Source organism: Streptomyces sp. SP18BB07 (assembly GCF_036322545.1).
In the GTDB taxonomy this organism is placed as follows: domain Bacteria; phylum Actinomycetota; class Actinomycetes; order Streptomycetales; family Streptomycetaceae; genus Streptomyces; species Streptomyces deccanensis.
Genome location: NZ_JAQYWT010000343.1, coordinates 1 through 15,106 on the forward strand (window position 1 = coordinate 1; position 15,106 = coordinate 15,106).

Annotated in this window: 11 protein-coding genes and 2 pseudogenes; 6 read left to right on the forward strand and 7 right to left on the reverse strand. The window is 70.9% G+C overall.

What is annotated here, in order from left to right; genetic code table 11:
* The 3 genes and pseudogenes from PUR53_RS33335 to PUR53_RS33345 all read left to right on the forward strand — a co-directional run.
* Window positions 1–157 (forward strand): annotated as a pseudogene (locus PUR53_RS33335) (serine hydroxymethyltransferase); the annotation flags it as partial.
* Window positions 158–267: 110 nt separating this feature from the next.
* Entirely contained in the window at window positions 268–1,635 is a 1,368-nt protein-coding gene (locus PUR53_RS33340) for an L-serine ammonia-lyase (protein WP_329910738.1), read from the forward strand.
* Window positions 1,636–1,779: 144 nt separating this feature from the next.
* Window positions 1,780–2,118 carry a hypothetical protein gene (locus PUR53_RS33345; RefSeq protein WP_329910739.1) on the forward strand — a complete coding sequence of 113 codons (339 nt, stop codon included), beginning with the start codon at window positions 1,780–1,782 and terminating at the stop codon, window positions 2,116–2,118.
* 313 nt (window positions 2,119–2,431) lie between these two features.
* Here the strand turns inward: PUR53_RS33345 and fumC are convergent, their stop codons facing one another.
* Complete coding sequence (gene fumC, locus PUR53_RS33350; protein ID WP_329910740.1) at window positions 2,432–3,916, reverse strand: class II fumarate hydratase; 1,485 nt, start codon at window positions 3,914–3,916, stop codon at window positions 2,432–2,434.
* Window positions 3,913–5,586, reverse strand: a complete 1,674-nt coding sequence (locus PUR53_RS33355; protein ID WP_329910741.1) for an NAD-dependent malic enzyme — start codon at window positions 5,584–5,586, stop codon at window positions 3,913–3,915. Before PUR53_RS33355 ends, fumC begins: the two co-directional genes overlap by 4 nt.
* 398 nt (window positions 5,587–5,984) lie before the next feature.
* Here PUR53_RS33355 and PUR53_RS33360 point away from each other — a divergent pair.
* Window positions 5,985–6,235, forward strand: a pseudogene (locus tag PUR53_RS33360) (IS5/IS1182 family transposase); the annotation flags it as partial.
* Between the two features lie 396 nt (window positions 6,236–6,631).
* On the opposite strand, the gene PUR53_RS33370 reads toward PUR53_RS33360, so the two are convergent.
* Window positions 6,632–7,615 carry a hypothetical protein gene (locus tag PUR53_RS33370; RefSeq protein WP_329910743.1) on the reverse strand — a complete coding sequence of 328 codons (984 nt, stop codon included), beginning with the start codon at window positions 7,613–7,615 and terminating at the stop codon, window positions 6,632–6,634.
* A gap of 103 nt (window positions 7,616–7,718) precedes the next feature.
* Window positions 7,719–8,174 (reverse strand): peptidase inhibitor family I36 protein, encoded by a 456-nt coding sequence (locus PUR53_RS33375; protein WP_329897945.1) that lies wholly within the window; start codon window positions 8,172–8,174, stop codon window positions 7,719–7,721.
* Between the two features lie 170 nt (window positions 8,175–8,344).
* Here PUR53_RS33375 and PUR53_RS33380 point away from each other — a divergent pair, with 170 nt between their 5' ends.
* Entirely contained in the window at window positions 8,345–9,397 is a 1,053-nt protein-coding gene (locus PUR53_RS33380) for a helix-turn-helix domain-containing protein (protein ID WP_329910744.1), read from the forward strand.
* Here PUR53_RS33380 and PUR53_RS33385 read toward each other — a convergent pair.
* The 3 genes from PUR53_RS33385 to PUR53_RS33395 form a co-directional block, all read right to left on the reverse strand.
* A complete protein-coding gene (locus tag PUR53_RS33385; protein ID WP_329910745.1) occupies window positions 9,374–10,084 on the reverse strand; it encodes a hypothetical protein in 711 nt (236 codons plus the stop codon). The two genes, PUR53_RS33380 and PUR53_RS33385, sit on opposite strands and share 24 nt — an antisense overlap.
* A 109-nt stretch (window positions 10,085–10,193) precedes the next feature.
* Window positions 10,194–10,646: a DoxX family protein gene (locus PUR53_RS33390; protein WP_329910746.1), complete on the reverse strand. Its 453-nt coding sequence runs from the start codon at window positions 10,644–10,646 to the stop codon at window positions 10,194–10,196.
* A 127-nt stretch (window positions 10,647–10,773) separates the two neighbouring features.
* Window positions 10,774–14,082 carry a helix-turn-helix transcriptional regulator gene (locus tag PUR53_RS33395; RefSeq protein ID WP_329910747.1) on the reverse strand — a complete coding sequence of 1,103 codons (3,309 nt, stop codon included), beginning with the start codon at window positions 14,080–14,082 and terminating at the stop codon, window positions 10,774–10,776.
* A gap of 272 nt (window positions 14,083–14,354) precedes the next feature.
* On the opposite strand from PUR53_RS33395, the gene PUR53_RS33400 reads away from it, so the two are divergent.
* Window positions 14,355–15,080 carry a helix-turn-helix transcriptional regulator gene (locus tag PUR53_RS33400; RefSeq protein ID WP_443078139.1) on the forward strand — a complete coding sequence of 242 codons (726 nt, stop codon included), beginning with the start codon at window positions 14,355–14,357 and terminating at the stop codon, window positions 15,078–15,080.
* Window positions 15,081–15,106 lie beyond the last annotated feature (26 nt).

The following is a 15,106-nucleotide window of genomic DNA, read 5'->3' on the forward strand; positions in this document are numbered from 1 at the left end:
CGCCCTGGCCACCCGCGGCTTCACCGCCGAGGACTTCACCGAGGTCGCCGACGTCATCGCCGAGGCCCTCAAGCCGGCCTACGACGCCGAGGCCCTCAAGACCCGGGTCAAGGCACTCGCCGACAAGCACCCGCTGTACCCGGGGCTGGGGAAGTAACCCGGGGTTCACCGGTCCGTAGTCCCGCTTTTCCGGGGTACCGCGCACACTGGGGAGTGAGCGCGGTGCCCCACCCCCTGCACAACCCTCCCCCGTTCTGAGGAGTCACCGTGGCCATCTCGGTCTTCGACCTGTTCTCGATCGGCATCGGCCCGTCCAGCTCCCACACGGTCGGCCCGATGCGGGCCGCCCGGATGTTCGCCCGCCGCCTGCGCAACGAGGAACTGCTCCCGGGCGTCGCCTCGGTGCGCGTCGAGCTGTACGGCTCGCTGGGCGCGACCGGCCACGGCCACGGCACCCCCAAGGCGGTGCTACTGGGTCTGGAGGGCGCCTCACCGCGCACGGTGGACGTCGAGTCGGCCGACGGCCGGGTGGAGGCGATCAGGACATCGGGGCGCATCCGCCTCCTCGACGACCACGAGATCCCCTTCGCCTTCGACGAGGACCTGATCCTGCACCGGCGCGAGACGCTGCCCTACCACGCCAACGGCATGACGATGTGGGCCCACGACGCGGACGGCACCGAACTCCTGTCCAAGACCTACTACTCGGTGGGCGGCGGCTTCGTCGTCGACGAGGAGGCGGTCGGAGCGGACCGCATCAAACTCGACGACACGGTCCTGAAGTACCCCTTCCGCACGGGCGACGAACTGCTGCGCCTGACGCGGGAGACGGGCCTGTCCATCTCCGCGCTGATGCTGGAGAACGAGCGGGCCTGGCGCACGGAGGAAGAGATCCGCTCCGGACTCCTGGACATCTGGGGGGTGATGCAGGCCTGCGTCTCCCGGGGCATGACCCGTGAGGGCATCCTCCCCGGCGGTCTGAAGGTCCGCCGTCGGGCTGCCGTCTCTGCCCGTCAACTGCGCGCCGAGGGCGACCCGTTGGCCCACGCGATGGAGTGGATCACGCTCTACGCGATGGCCGTGAACGAGGAGAACGCCGCCGGCGGCCGCGTGGTCACCGCGCCGACGAACGGCGCGGCCGGCATCATCCCCGCCGTCCTGCACTACTACATCAACTTCGTGCCCGGCGCGGACGAGGACGGCGTCGTGCGGTTCCTGCTCGCGGCCGGCGCGATCGGCATGCTCTTCAAGGAGAACGCCTCCATCTCCGGCGCCGAGGTCGGCTGCCAGGGCGAGGTCGGCTCGGCCTGTTCCATGGCGGCGGGCGCGCTGGCGGAGGTGTTGGGCGGCTCCCCCGAACAGGTCGAGAACGCGGCCGAGATCGGCATGGAACACAACCTCGGCCTCACCTGCGACCCCGTCGGCGGCCTCGTCCAGATCCCCTGCATCGAACGCAACGGCATGGCGGCGGTGAAGGCCGTCACGGCGGCCCGGATGGCGATGCGCGGCGACGGCACCCACAAGGTGTCCCTCGACAAGGTCATCAAGACGATGAAGGACACCGGCGCCGACATGAGTGTCAAGTACAAGGAGACGGCACGGGGCGGCTTGGCTGTGAACATCATCGAGTGCTGAGGAAGTAAGCCCTGAACAGCACGTTCCTGTCTTTCAGTGCGGTCAGGGCCTTCCCTGCCTACACGGCGGAAAGTCCCCCGCCGACCGTCGCCAGAACGTATCAAATCGATCCCCTGATCTCACCTGAGGGGTACAGGTCGATACATGAGTGCTTCGGAGAACTCGCGTCTGGAGCAGCGGCCGGCCCTGCTCTCCCCTCGTGATCTGGCGTCCTTGGTGGCGGAGGGAGAGACGGACGAGCTGTCCCGTGGGGGTGTATCGGCGGGCAGACAGCGGTACGCATCGCCGTGCCGCGCCGGAACACGCCGCCCCACGATCTCGTACCCGCCGACCGTGGCGGCGCAGTACGCCTCGACGCCCTTCGCACTCGGCCGCTACCTGCGCCGAGACGGACGCAGCGGTGTCAGCGAACTCCAGCGCATCGCACGCGAGTTGGGCGCCCTCTCCGTCATCCGCCCCGCCGTAGAGGCGGTGCTCGTCTGATGGCCAACCCCACACGCGACACCACCGCCGGCCGCGTCCACAACGACCTGCGTAACCTGGCCCGCCGCACCGGCCGGTCCACGGACGAGATCATGGTCGGGTACGTCACCCGACCAGAGGCCACGTCGAAAACCCTCACTGAGTGGACCGTCAGCCGGGACCAGCGCTCCCCAGCCCGGCCACGGCCTGCTGGTCGGGGAAAGCCCTTTTCCTGGACTTCGACCAGGACCTCAGTGTTTTCCTCCACCAGCGTCGGCTCGCCCTCGACGAGGACGGCAGGGTCTCGGCGAGGGCGACGCGGAGTCCAGCTGCCTCATCCTTGCCGTTGGGTCAAGCCGACCATGGCGGCTGGATCGACGATGCGGTCGAATGCCTCGGCATCGATGTCACCGGAGGCCAATGCCGCCTCGCGCAGAGTGGTTCCCTCTTCGCTGGCCTTGTGGGCGATCGCGGAGGCTTTGTCGTAGCCGATGACGGGAGAGAGGGCGGTGACCAGCATGAGTGACCGGTCGACGTAGTCGTCGATCTGGCCGCGGCTGAGCTGGGTGCTCTCGATGCAGTACTCACGCAGCTTGGTGCACGCGTCAGCGAGGATGGTGGCTGCGTGCAGGAAGTTGTTGATGATCACCGGTCGCATGGCGTTGAGTTCGAAGTTGCCCTGAGAGCCGGCAAAGGCGATGGCGGTGTCCTCGCACAGCACCTGGATGCAGACCATGACCATCGCCTCGCACTGGGTCGGGTTGACCTTGCCCGGCATGATCGAGGAGCCTGGCTCGTTGGCAGGGAGGATCAGCTCACCCAGCCCGCAGCGGGGGCCGGAGGCCAGCCACCGGATGTCATTGGCGATCTTCATCAGTGGCACGGCAAGGGCCCGCAGCCCGGCGGAGGCGCCGGCCATGGCGTCCAGGCCACCCTGGGCGGCGAACTTGTTGGCGGCCGTGGTGAACGGGTAGCCGGTCGCGGAGGCGATCTCGGCAGCGACCTGTGCGCCGAAGCCGGACGGGGCGTTGAGTCCGGTGCCGACCGCTGTGCCGCCCGCGGCGAGCTCGCACAGACCCTGGGCGGAGTCGGTGACGCGGTCGATGGCTTGGGCCAACTGGTGGGCGTAGCCGGACCACTCCTGCCCGACGGTGAGCGGGACCGCATCCTCCAGGTGGGTGCGGCCGATCTTCACCACATCCTGCCACTGCTCGGCCTTGGCCTCGATGGCCTGTCGCAGCGCCTGCACACTGGGCAGCAGGTGCTCGTGGACCGCCTTGACCGCGGCGATGTGCATGGCGGTGGGGAAGGTGTCGTTGGAGGACTGGCCCATGTTGATGTGGTCGTTGGGGTGGATCGGGGACTTGCTGCCCAGCTCGCCACCTGCCAACTGGATCGCCCGGTTGCTGATCACCTCGTTGACGTTCATGTTGGACTGGGTTCCGGACCCTGTCTGCCACACGTAAAGCGGGAAGTGGTCGTCGAGCTTGCCCGCGATGACCTCGTCGGCGACTTTCTCGATCAGGTCGGCCTTCCAGGCCGGCAGCCGACCGCCACGCCCGTTGACGATCGCGGCAGCCTGCTTCACGTAGCCGTAGGCACGGTAGACGGCCTTGGGCATCCGGTCGTCCCCGATGGAGAAGTGAATCAGGGAACGCTGGGTCTGCGCCCCCCAATAGCGGTCGGCGGGAACGTCGATGGTGCCCATGGAATCGGTCTCTTGCCGGGTGCCGGTCGCGTCCAGGCCGACGGGGATGTCGAGGATCTTCGGGGCCTGGTCCTCTCCGGCCTGATCGCCGCCGTTGTGGTGCGCGGTCATGACGTCACTCCGTCCCCGTAAACCGGTTCCCACATGGCCTCCCGGACGGCCTGGCCGGGGTCGGTCGGCTTGACGGTGGCCACGCCCTCGTCGACCGCAGCCTCGACCACGGCCGTCGCGGTGAGCGCCGAGGACTCCCGGAGGTTTTCCACGGGCGGCAGCAGGCAGTCGCCCGGTCCGGTCGGGTGGACCTGGTCGGCGATGGCCTGCGCGGCGGCGAGCAGCATGCCCGCGGTCACCTCGGACGCCCCGGAGACGATGGTGCCCAGGCCCAGCCCCGGGTACAGCAGCGCGTTGTTGGCCTGCCCGATCTCGTAGGTCACGCCGTCGTGCTCCACGGGCGGGACGGGGATACCGGTGGTCACCAGCGCTTTGCCCCCGGACCAGGCGATGACGTCGGCGGGCATGGCCTCGATGCGGGAGGTGGGGTTGGAGAGCGGGAAGATGATCGGCCGCTCGGTGGCTGCGGTCATGGCCTCGACGACCTCGCGGGTGAACGCCCCGTGCACCGTGGATGTCCCCAGCAGGATGGTCGGCTCGGCCCGCCGGACGGTTTCCAACAGCGAGATGGCGCCGTCGTCTTTGGCCCAGTCCGCGACGTCCGCGGGATCGCGTGCGTACGGCTGCTGGTAGTCCCGCAGGTCGGTCATGTCCTGGGTGAGCAGCCCATGCTTGTCGATCAGCCACACCTGTGCGGTGGCCTGACCAGGATCCGCGCCGTCGCGGATCATCGCCTCGCGCAACTGGTCGGCGATGCCCACCCCCGCCGTGCCGGCACCGAAGACGACCAGCTTCTGGTCCCGCATCGGCACGCCACTGACCTTGATGGCCGACAACGCGGCAGCCAGGGTGATGGCACCGGTCCCTTGCATGTCGTCGTTGAAGATCCGGTAAGTGCCGCCGTAGGTGTCGAGGATCCGCCGGGCGTTACTGGGGCCGAAGTCCTCGAAGTGCAGCAACGCGCCAGGGAACATCGACGACACGGTCTCCAGGTACTTCTCGATGAACGCGTCGTAGTCGGCGCCGCGGACCCTGGGGTGCCGGGTGCCCAGGTAAAGCGGGTCGTTCAGCAGCGCCTCACGGTCCGTGCCGACGTCCAGTGACACGGGGATGACACGCCGCGGGTCGACACCGGCCGCCGCGGTGTAGACCGCGAGTTTGCCCACCGAGATCTGGATCCCGCCTACGCCCCAGTCCCCGATACCCAGGATCTCCTCGGCGTCGGTGCACACGATCAGGTCCACGTCCTGAGGCCCGAGCTGAAGCGTGGCGAAGGACTTCTCGATGTCATCCGGCCGGTCGATGGACAGGAAGACGCCTCGCGGGCGGCGGTACTCGGAGGAGTACTTCTCGATCGCCTCGCCGACCGTGGGGTCGTACACGATCGGCAACAGCTCCACGAGGTGATCAGTGAGCACCTTGTAGTACAAGGTCTCGTTACGGTCGTGCAACTGCTCCAAGTACACGTTCTTGGCCAGGTCGGTGTCTTGTGCCTGCAACTGCTGGTAAGCGCGCTTGGCCTGCTGCTCCAGCGTCAACACCCCAGACGGCAACCGCCCGGTCAAGCCCAACTCGTCCCGCTCCGCCTGCGTAAACGCCACGCCCCGGTTACGGAATGGATCCACCAGGCCGCCTGGAGTAGTAGGGGTCCGCACTTTCCTCTCGCTCACAGAGCTCTCCAATTTGCGTGTGCATGGAATTCTGTGTCGGGCCCGAACGGGCCGCCCCAGCCCTGTGCCGACGTGTCGGCGCACCGGTGAGCAGCCTGTGGCCGACCCGCCGGCCGGTTGTTGCTGGAAACCACAGCACCGAATGCCCCAGGCCGCTCCCGGCAAACCGATATAAGTTTCGTAATCGGAAACCGGCCGCACAGTAATTTACCGTGCAGGAGTTTCACGGGATCCTGCCGAATCGGTCTCAAAACTTTCATAATTGACAGTGAGGGTTTTCGACGCGGCCTCTGGTCGGGTGACGTCGGCGGTGTGGGTGAGGGGGTGCGCGACGCACAGGGCTCCCGCGCCGTCGAGGGAGGTGTTCGAAGTCTCAACCCAGCGGCGCAGGAGCCCTGTTGGTACCCTGTCCTGCCGCACTCGACCTGCCGCATGCGCTGGTCGCTCTTGTGTACCTGCGCCGCCACGACAGCCTGGCGCGGATCACGCAACAGCTTCGGGATATCCGCCGGCACCGCCCACGCCGACCACTCGGCCGAGCACCGCCGCCACGGGGTGAACGTTTAGGCCGTCACCGACCCGGCCGGCAAGGCGCCGTGGATCTCGCCCACGCCACCGGGACGCACCCCACGACCTTCATGCCCGGCGCCGGTAGGCGCGGCTTGGCCGCGATGGATGCATGGCTGGACCAAGATCAACTGAGGATTATCCCCGAGAAATCCCCAGGAGCCGAGTGGAACAAGAAAACCCCCTTGAATCCTCAGGTCAAGGACCTGGCAGCCGCTAGCGCCGACATGAGCGTCAAGTACAAGGAGACCGCGCGGGGCGGGCTCGCGGTGAACATCATCGAGTGCTGAGGGGGCGCGTGGTCCTCAGCAGCGCCAACTGCTGGAGGAGACGCGCTGCGTGCTCGGCGGATTCACGAGTGCCGACCCCAGGGACAGGGAGACCTTGGATCCGGTTGGCGGCGCCACGGCTTCGGTGTCGGCTGCGGCCGACCCGGTCGCCGGGCCGCCCAGCGAAACGAGCGCCCCAGGGCTTCCTCTCACTCGGTCAGCTTGCGGGCCTGTGTGGCAGCGGCCTTCCAAATGTCGGCGAGTTGGCGGAGATCGCGTTTGTCGGTGGCGGGCAGGGATTTCGCGTACTGCCTTCTGAGAGAAAGGACGGTGTTCGGGACGTGCGTCTGCCGGGCGCAGGTGCCGTCGTCCGTCGCCACCTCGATCTCCCGCTTTCGCATGTCCTGGGTGGCGCCCCGCTCCCCGTACTCGTCCCTGAGTTTCCGGTACGCGTCCTCGGGATCCTTGTAGGAGTATCCCTTCGCGGCCATGCACTCTTTCCATTTCCGCATGACGGCCGCGTACGCGGGATCCGCTGTCACACGGTCCGTGAGCGAGTTGTTGAGGATCTGCGGAACATGTTCGGAGGCCGCCCAGTCGTCCAGACTTCCGTACAGTTTCTCCCGGCTCACCGCCTCGCACCCTTTACCCGAAAAAGTGATCTTCTGGTCGTCCGGGAGCCGCATCTCACGGCGGTCGGAGGCATTTCCGCGCAGCGCGTGCACATACTTTTCCGCTTCCGCCTCGGGCAACCGGGCCACATAGGCGTCATTCTCCATCCCTGGCGGGAGGGGCTCGCCGCCCTCCCGCTGCTCTCCGGATCCCGGAGAATCCACAAACTGTGCGTAGAGGCCGTACCCTCGGCTCCGCCGCTCGTCCATGCCGAGCAGTTGATCCTCGAAGGACATGGGTGCGGACGCGGATGTCCCGGCCCGGTACGGGAAACCCTTGTCCGCCATGCAGACCGTGATGAGTTCCGATTCGGCCCTGCGCAGCGCGCGTTCGCCCTGGACGTAGGAGCCGGATCGGGTGAGCAGATCGAGCTCGGCCGAGGTGAGGCCGATCGTCCCGCCCTCGTCGTCCGTGGCGTCCGCGGCGTCCGGCGCGGACACTCCACATGCCGTGAGCAGGAGAAATCCCGCCAGCGCGCAGGAAATCGAAACGCCACCACCAGATCTCTGGCCGCGTGCCATCCGGGTGCCCCTCAGTAAGTGGTCGGTGCGGGCTCGCAGGTGAGCAGGGGCTGGTGTCCGTGAATCGGCGCTCCCGGACGCCAGCCCCTCGTGATCGACCGGCTCAGCAGCTCCAGTTGTTGGACGATATGGCGTTGTTCATCGTGGAGCTCAGAGCCGTCTGGCCCGCACCGCGGCCGAGCGTGAGCCGGGACCCGCCGTAGTTCGCGGTGGTCCACAGAACGGCGCTACAGCTGGTCCCGTTGTTGTAGACCGAGGAGGCGCAGTCGTTCCAGGTGCCGGTCGGACAGCTGGAGTGCGAGAACGCGGTCCAGTTCGCGTTCGACCCGGACAGTCTTCCCGGGCCGTCCGAGTAATTGGTGCCGTTCCAGAAGCACACGTTCGTCGCCGTGCATCCGGGCGGTGCCGCGGTGATCGCGTTCTCGCCGGCCGGTGCCGCGGTCGAGACGTAAGCGGTGCTCTTGACCGAATCGCTCGCCGAACTGGCCGTGGCCGTGCCCGCCAGCCCGCCCACCGGCAGAATCACTCCCGCCGCGATGGCCAGAATCCGCTTGGTCACCTTGTTCAATTGATCTTCCCCTCGCAGTGGGCCGATATCCGTGCGTGCCTGATCGAGCCACAATGCGCGTCCACGGCTCGATCCTCGTGTTCCACCATTGCGGAGAAGTTGACACCGAGCCATGCTGTTGCGGCTGACCGCAAAAGCTGAGCTCATCGGGGGAGAACGAGATGCTCCGCATACATTTCAGCGACGCCGATCTGGCCAGAACTCGCTTGTCCGCGACTCCTAATCCGTTCTGGGAGATCGTCGCCAGCCTGCACCGTTTCCAGACCCGGCGGGGCCGCTGGGCCTACGCGGAGTGGTTCCGCACCGTCCGCCACCGGCTGCGGGAGAAGAAACTCGATCGTGCTCTGCACACCGTGCTGCTGCCGCTGCTCCCGAGGGCCTCCTACTTCCCGGATTTCCTCACCCCGTTCGAGGCGTCCGACGGTTTCGACGCCGGGCTGGAGGCCGTTCTGGCCACGCCGGCGAGCCGTGTCCTGGAGGAAATGGACATGCTCGACCGCGTCGTCGGAGCCCCGTCATGGGCCCCGCGATTAGCCGAGGCACGGCCTCGCCAGGAGCTCGTGCGGGTGCTGCGCGCCTACTACGAGGTCGCCGTCGCCCCGTACGGGGAACAGATGCAGTCCCGCATCGAGACCGAGCGGGCGATGCGGTGCCGCGGGCTGCTGGACGGCGGTGTCGAGGGCATGCTGGCCGGTCTCGGCCCCACCATGTGCTGGGAGGCCCCCGTCCTGCGCGTCGACTACCACCCCGCCGTGGACCGCGATCTGCACCTGGACGGCCGCGGCATGCTCTTCGTCCCGTCGTACTTCTGCTGGCAACGCCCGGTCGGTCTCGCCGACCCCGAGCTGCCGCAGGTGCTGATGTACCCGCTGCTGCACGAGCAGCCGTCGGCCTCGTCACCGCAGGTACGGCGCGTCCTGGACGACTCCCCCGAGGCGTCCCTGACCACCCTGCTCGGGCAGACCCGTGCCACCGCCCTGTGGGCCTCGGCGGCCGGGGCCACGACCGGGGAGATCGCACGGGCCGCCGGGGTGTCCGCGTCGTCGGCCAGCCGACACGCCAGCGCGCTGCGGGACGCGGGCCTGATCACCAGCAGTCGGCACGCGACGACGGTGCTGCACACCCTCACCCCGGTCGGCGCGTCCGTGCTCCGCGCCTGTGCGCGCGGGGCGTCGGCGGCTCAGGGCGACTCACGGACAGGCGGGGGGCTCTGACGCGGGCAGGAGAGGCCCGCAGGGGTGTTCGGTCGGCTCGGTGGGGGCCGGCCGGGCGCGCAGGGCGGGGTCGAGCAGGGCGGGGGCGTCCGGGGCGGGGTTTCCGTCGTCGCCGGGGACGGTCGCCGCGAGGAAGTCGGTCTCGATCGGCGTCAGGGCCGCGATCAGGGTGTCGAGCGGGTAGGTGTCGACGAAGCGTGCCCCGGTCGGGGTGACGAGCATGACCGCGTGGGGCTCGTCGCCGGGCATCGGGAGGCCGGGGTGGACGTCGCCGCCCCAGTACAGGACCGGTGCCTCGGTGCCGGGCCGGGCGAGGCGGCCCGCCCCGGCCGGCATCAGCAGCGACGTCAGGGTGCCGGTCTCGTCGCCGTGGTGGTCATAGGGACAGACCTCCAGCGCTTCGTCACGGTGGCGCAGCAGTGTGAAGCCCTGGGCGGCGCGGGGTGCGAGCAGGGCCAGCGGGGTCTTCGTCCGGTCGGTGCGGAGGCCGGCCAGGGCCGACGGACAGTGGGCGGCGACCCCGGTCAGGTCCCAGTCCGGTTCGGCGCCGTCGAGCGCCCAACCCGCGTACATCGCCGACGGGTTCGCGATGACGTCGAGGTCCGGCAGCGGGGTGCGCAGCCAGGTGTCGAAGCCGTCGCGCGACATCGGTGTCCGGGTCGCGAGCATGAACGAACGAGCGCCCATCGGGTGCCTCCTCGCGGCGGCGGGGCAGTGGCGGCAGCGAGGGTCCGTCGCACGATAGCCCCGCTCGCGGGCCCTGTTGCGGGACGCGCCTGTGCGGCGAACGTGGGGGTCAGGGCGCCGTCGCCCGGGGTGGCTCGGCGGCGCGGTGGGTGGGCGCCTCGCGGTTGGTGAGGCCCGCAAGGGAGAGGGCGCCGGGGCCGGCGAAGACCAGGAGGAGGAAGCCCCAGCAGAACAGGACGGGGGCGAGGCCGCCGTTCTGGAGGGGGAAGAGGCCGTCCTTCTGGTGTTCGGTGAAGTAGGCGAAGGCCATGATGCCGGAGCTGAGGAACGCGGCGCCGCGCGTCGCCACGCCGAGGAGGACGAGGATGCCGCAGGCCAGCTCGATGACCCCGGCGTACCAGAAGGGCCAGTCGCCGACCGGGCTCGCCTTGCGGTCCAGGATTCCGAAGACCGTGGCCGCGCCCTCGCTGGCGAACAGCACGCCCAGGACGATGCGGAACAGGCCCAGGACGAGGGGCTGGCGTGACGTCAGCCAGTCGTTCAGGCGCGGCGGGCTGCTCATGGGTACTCCTCGGGTGTGTCGGCTACGCGTGGGTGCTCCCGGTTTTCCTACGCATCCGACGAGCCTCCGGTTCAGGGAACTCGGTGCCGATTTCGGCACGAACGACGGACGAACCCTCCCCGGGCGGTCAGGGGGTGTCCCCGCTGCCGGCGAGGGCCGCGCCGAGTTCTGATCTGCGGCGGATGCCGAGCTTGCGGTAGGTGCTGGTCAGGTGGGTCTCGACGGTGCGGCGGGCCAGGTGGAGGAGCTCTCCTATCTCGGTGTTCGTGCGGTTCTGGGCGGCGAGTTCGGCGATACGGCGCTCGCCGGCGGTCAGGGCGGCCGGGCCGGTGAGGGGAGTCGTGGCGCGGCGGGCCCCGCCCTCGCGCAGCGCCGACTCCGCGATCGCGCGCAGGCGGTGCGCGCCCAGGCGTTCGGCGCGTTCGGCCGCCTCCCGGAAGGCGTCACGGGCCCGCGCCCGTTCCCCGGCGGCGGCGAGCCCCCGCCCCTGGGCCAGGAGCGCCGGTATCAACTCCACCTCGACCGGCGCACCACCGCCCGACTCCGTCGCCGGGCCCTCGTCCGGCACCGCTGCCCCCGGGCCGCCGTCCGACGCCGTGCCCCGGCTTGCGCCAGGCGCGGACCCACCGCCGCCCGGCGCGTTCCGGCCGCCGACCGCCCGTACGGATCTGCCCGCGCCCGGCGTCACGCCCCGGCCTGTGGCCGGCCGTACGGACCAGCCGTCGACCGGCGGGGCGGGCCGGTCGCCGTCCGGCAGTGGAGAGCCGCCTCCGGCCGACGGAGCGGCCCGGCCTCCGATCGACGTGACCGCGGACGGTCCGCCCGGCGCCCAGGCGCCCACGGCTCGCGCGGGGCCCCCGCCCAGTGCCCAGCCCCGCATCGCCGTCACCCTCGCGGGCGGGCCGCCCGACGCCGCGGCACCCCACACCGCCGCACCAAGGCCCGACGGCTCGGCAGCCCACACCGTCGGCGTCGCGTGCGCGGCGGGTCGCCCCGTCACCGCGGACCTCCCCGGGGCTTCGGGCACCGCGCGGGCTTCGTCGTCGATGCCGTGGCGCAGGAGGTGGACCGCCCGGTCGGCCAACTGCAGGCCCCGGCGGCCTCGGGTGGCCGTGGCCAGGGTGGTGAGGGCGCGGCCGACGACGCGGGGGGTGTTCCAGACGGTGGCCAGGGAGAGTTCCCGTTCGGCCAGGGCGAGGGCCTCGTGGGGGCGGCCGAGGGCGAGGTGGCACTCGGCGGCGGCGGTGCGCCAAGGGGTGACGACGGGGCTCGCCACGTCCCGTGCCGTCTGGCGCCGGCCGCATTCCAGGAAGTCGTCGAGGGCGGCCGCCGGGTCGCCGGTGGCGGCGCGGAGGAGGCCACGGGCGTAGAGGAAGCGGTTCAACTCCCAGGTGTCGTGGGTGTTCTGGAGGTCGAAGCCGTCGGCCAGGCGGGCGGCCTCGTCGGCGCGGTCGGTCTCCACGAGGGCGATGACCGCGTGGGCCAGCGCGTTGGCGGACTCGGGGCGGCCGGCGACCGCGCGGGTGACCTCGGGGTCGGCGAGGACCTCCGCGTGGGCGCCGCGCGCGGCGATGATGTCGACGCGGACGTTGCGCAGGGCCAGGTGCATGGGGTGCAGCAGGGAGGTCCGCCGGCCGCCGAGGCCTCGGTGGACCAGCCGTTCGGCCTCGTCGAGCCGGTCGGCCCACTGGGCGACCGCGGCGGCCGTGCCCAGCAGGAAGACCTCGTCCGCCGGGTCGACCGGCTGGGAGAGCAGGGCCCGGACCCGGTCCATCGCGGTGGCCGCCGAGGTCAGCCCGGCGGTGGCCTCATAACGCACCAGAAGGGCCTGCCCGGCGGTGCCGACCAGGTGAGGGGTGGTCTTGGCGGTCTCGCGCAGCCAGCGGTAGACCTCCTGCCGTACGCCCTGGTCGTGGTCGGAGAGCAGCGCGGAGGCAGTCTGCACCGTGCGGATCAGGTCCGGGTGGTCCGTCAGGTGCTCGTCGCGCAGCCCGCGCAGCACGTCGACGGCGACGCGGGCCTCGCCGCGCCGCGCCAGGGCGGTGCCGAGGGCGACCGCCGCCTGGACGCGCTCGCGGGGCGGGCCCGGTCGGCGCATCGCCTCGACGAGCCGGGGGATGCCCGCGCCGGACCGTACGGTGGCGTACTCCAGGGAGCCCAGTTCGGTGAGGACCACGGTGCGGCGGGCGGCCGGCATCGGTTCGTCGAGGGCGCGGCGCAGCAGGGCGAGGGCGTCGTCGCTGCGGTCGGCGCGGACGGCGAGGTCGGCGGCGTCGAGCAGGGCACCGGTTGCCCAGGCCTCGCCCACGGGGCCGCAGCGCAGCAGTTGTCCGGCGACGGCCGCGGTGCTGTCGCCGCGGTGCAGCAGCGCCTCGGCGGCCCGGCGGTGGGCGGTCTGCCGGTCGGCGCCGGCCCAGCCGCCGAGCACGGCGTCCCGCAGCAGCGGGTGGGCGTAGCGCGGTCGGCCCTCGGCGTCGGGGCGCAGCAGACCGAGGCCGGTCATCGCGGTGAGCCAGCCGGGGACGCGGGCGGGGTCGACGTCGGCCGTGCGGGCGAGCAGGTCGGCGTCGACGGGCACGGGGGCGTCCGCGTCGTCCAGCGCGGCGAGTGCGCGGGCGACCTCGACGGTCGCGGGCCCGGCGCTGTCGAGCCACCAGGACACGGCGGCGGCGTAGTTGCCCGGGTAGAGCGCGGCGCAGGTGTCCGGAAGGGCACCCGGGACGGCCCCGGGGTCGGTGGTGCGGACGTCGGACAGCAGGGCGCGCAGCAACAGCGGGTTGCCCGCGCCCGCGCGTAAGCAGGCGTCGACCCATTCCGGCGGGGCACCGGCGTGGGCGGAACGGACCAGTCGTGCGGCGGCGTCCGGGCTCAGCGGGGCAAGGGTGCGGGTGTGCACGAGGGCAGGCGAGAGGGCGTGCGCGAGACCGTCCGCCGGGGGGTCGATGTCGTACTGGCCGCGTTCGGTGACCACCAGGAGGACCGGCAGACGGTCGATGCGGCGGACGGCCTCGACGAGCCAGCGGCGGGAGGCGGTGTCGGCGACGTGCACGTCGTCCACGGCGACGAGGAGGGGGGACTCGGCCGCGTAGGAACGCAGCAGGCGCCACAGCCGGGCGGGCCTGCCCCGGTGCGGCGGGGTGCCCGGCGGGTCCGGCGCCTCGCCCGCGACCTGGTCGAACTCCGGCCCCTGTGCCAGGAGTTGGAACACGGTGTCGAACGGTACGGAGCTGTGCTCGGGCGAGCAGCGGGCCCGCAGGACCCGCATGCCGTTCGCCGCCGCGTGGTCGGCGGCGGACTCCAGGAGCGCGGTGCGGCCGGTGCCGGTGGCGCCCCGGAGCAGCACCAGGCGGCCCGAGCCGGTCCGGGCGCGGGCTGCCTCCGCGGTCAGCAGCTCCATGGCCTCACGGCGTTCGAGAAGCGGTTCCGGCGGGCACATCGCTGTCTCCTTCGTGGAAGGTCGTTTTCCGCTTCCGTAGACGGGGCAGAGGCCGTCGAGGTGCACCGTTCGCGGACGCTCGGCGTGAAAACGCCGTGTCCGGTCCCGTGGTGAGTCCCGAGGCGGTCCCGTGGTCGGTCCCCCGGTGATCTCGTGGTGTATCTCGTGGTCCTCCACGATTGCGCAGCGCACACGACACACAGAAGTGTGAATCGAGCCCATCGGCCACTCCCCTCACAGGAGCGGCGATTTCGTGCATACGGGAGAAACGGTTGCGCAGCACATTCCGGACCACGGACACGGCGACGGCCCTGGCGACGGCCACGGCCGCGACCGCGACCGCGACCGCCGTCGCGTCGGAGCCCCAGGAGACCCGGCGCCGCATCCCGGTCGTGGTCCACACCCTCGACCCGCTCTCCCGCGCCGGCGTGCTCAGCCAGCTGCGGGGGCACCCGGTGATCGACCTCGTGGACGACACCGAGGTACGGCCGGGCACCGTGGCCGTGCTCGTCGGTGACACCCCGGACGAGCCGCTGCTCTCCGCGCTGCGCCGGCTGGTGCGCAGCGAGGGGGCGCGTGCCGTGCTGGTGGTGAGCATGATCCGCGAGACGGAGCTGCTCGACGTCATCGAGTGCGGGGTCGGGGCCATCGTGTGGCGCCACGAGGCGACCGCGCACCGGCTGGCGCAGGCGGTGCTCGCGGCCTCGCGCGGGGACGGCGACCTGCCCGCCGATCTGCTCGGCCGGCTGATCAACCAGGTGGGGACGTTGCAGCGCTCGGTGGCCGGGCGCACCGGGGCGCCGCTGTCCGGCCTGGTACCGAGGGAGATCGACGTCCTGCGGCTGGTGGCCGAGGGGATGGACACCGGCGAGATCGCGAGCAAGCTCTCCTACTCCGAACGCACCGTCAAGAACGTGATGCACGGGCTCACCACCCGGCTGCATCTCCGCAACCGGGCGCACGCGGTGGCCTATGCCCTCCGTGAAGGCTACATCTGATCGAACGGGCAGCCGAACCCGCCCAC